This is a genomic window from Ruminiclostridium hungatei, from assembly GCF_002051585.1.
Taxonomy (GTDB): Bacteria; Bacillota; Clostridia; order Acetivibrionales; family DSM-1351; genus Ruminiclostridium; species Ruminiclostridium hungatei.
This window is the reverse complement of sequence record NZ_MZGX01000063.1, coordinates 1-1,706: the sequence shown is the minus strand read 5'-3', so window position 1 is coordinate 1,706 and position 1,706 is coordinate 1. Positions and strand designations below refer to the sequence as shown.

Here is a 1,706-nt window from a genome sequence, read left to right as displayed (position 1 = left end):
GAGCTTAAAAATAAAATAATTGATATCTTTGAACTAGATAAAATTGATGAACGTATTTGGGATGATTATCGGGATAAATTTCTAGATAATATTAATACTTTAAAAGAAAGAGATAAATATAAAAATCAGAAATGTAAGGTCGAAGTAGCAAAAGTAAAAGCTTCTGGTAAAGATGAAGTACAGGTTGAACTAAGATTAATAAATAATGGTGAAGTACCAGTAGAATTCTCTGAAATTGAGATAGAATTAACTGACAATGACAAGCAATCATATAAGTTTTTTGTGGATGAAGAATTTATTAAAGGAAGAATAATTCATAAAATGGAAAATAGGAGAGAGATATGTACAGCTAAACTATCAGATACAAAATATAATCCTAAAAGGCATAATGCATATAAAACTCATTTTTATCATCAAAACGCTTATTAATGTGGGAGGAAGAATTAAAAAAAGATGACAGAAATAATTAATTGGCTGCCATTAAGTGGAAAAGTTGATATAGCAAATAATTTAATATCTTATATACCCAGTACTTTAAAAAACATTAACGGTGTTGAAGAAAATATTGTAGCAACTTTTGCAAGCAATAAGAATTTTGACAATGGTGAAATAAAGTTTAATTTCCTATTTACCGATAAAATTTCAAAATTTCAAATTGTTCTAAATTCTTTCACCAGTGAACCACAAGTTTACATAGGATTAAATACTGTTGATGCTTTTTCTATACTTAGACTTAAAGACTCAAAATTTGATGTGTTAAGCTCAAATGGTGTCCTAGGCTCATTTAATCTTAATACATATTATGATGCTAGGATTACAGTTATAGGATCACAAATAAACCTGTATATTAACGGTATCCTTGTAAGTTCAAAAGAGATATTAATTAAAAAATCCCAAATACAGATTGTTTTTTTTGGTCCTTCAGAAATAAAGATTAAAGATTTTAGAGTTGTATCTCAAAAACCTAAAGCATTTGTAGTTATGCAATTTACAGAAGAATATAACCAACTTTATACTGAAGTAATTAGACCAGTATGTGAGAGTTTTGATTTGGAATGTGTAAGAGCGGATGAATGTATAACTATAGGCTCAATAATTGAAGATATAATAAATAGTATAAAAGAATCGTATGTAATTATTGCTGATATAACACCAAATAATCCAAATGTTTTCTATGAGGTTGGATATGCACACGCAATCAATAAGCCAACAATTCTGTTGGCAGATAAAAAACGAGAAAAATTGCCTTTTGATGTATCAGGATTTAGAACATTGTTTTACGAAAATAATATTGCGGGTAAATCAGTGATTGAAAGTAAGTTAAGAAGGTTTTTGGATGAAATAACTCTTAAATAATAAAGAGACATACAATTAAGAAAATGCAAAAGAGACGCTTTAATATATTTTTAAGAGACTGCGAGAAATTTTCTGTAAAAGCCTTCTGTGATAGAATAAAACACAGGAGGCTTTTAAATTATGGGAAGACCGAGAAAAACACCTGGGATGAGTGAAGGAAAGCAGAATATCATAAGACAACTTCTGCAAGAGTATGACATTCAAAGTGCAGAAGATATTCAAAGGTACTGTCAAGTACTTTGCGCAAATTTAATTTTGCCGCATGGTTTCTGGCAGTTACCCTGCTAGATTTTCAGATTCTGTTTCCTCTGTACTGTAGTTTTCAAGGTGTTTCATGTTCATATACCTCT

Annotated in this window: 2 protein-coding genes; both read left to right on the top strand. The window is 29.2% G+C overall.

All coding sequences use genetic code 11. The features are described from left to right. Positions 1–429, top strand: a 429-nt coding sequence (locus tag CLHUN_RS22270; protein ID WP_165755830.1) for a hypothetical protein, incomplete at its 5' end; no start/stop codon positions are given. A 24-nt stretch (positions 430–453) separates the two neighbouring features. Beyond that, on the top strand, positions 454–1,356 hold the full coding sequence (locus CLHUN_RS21475) for a TIR domain-containing protein (protein ID WP_080066715.1): 903 nt from the start codon (positions 454–456) through the stop codon (positions 1,354–1,356). Positions 1,357–1,706 lie beyond the last annotated feature (350 nt).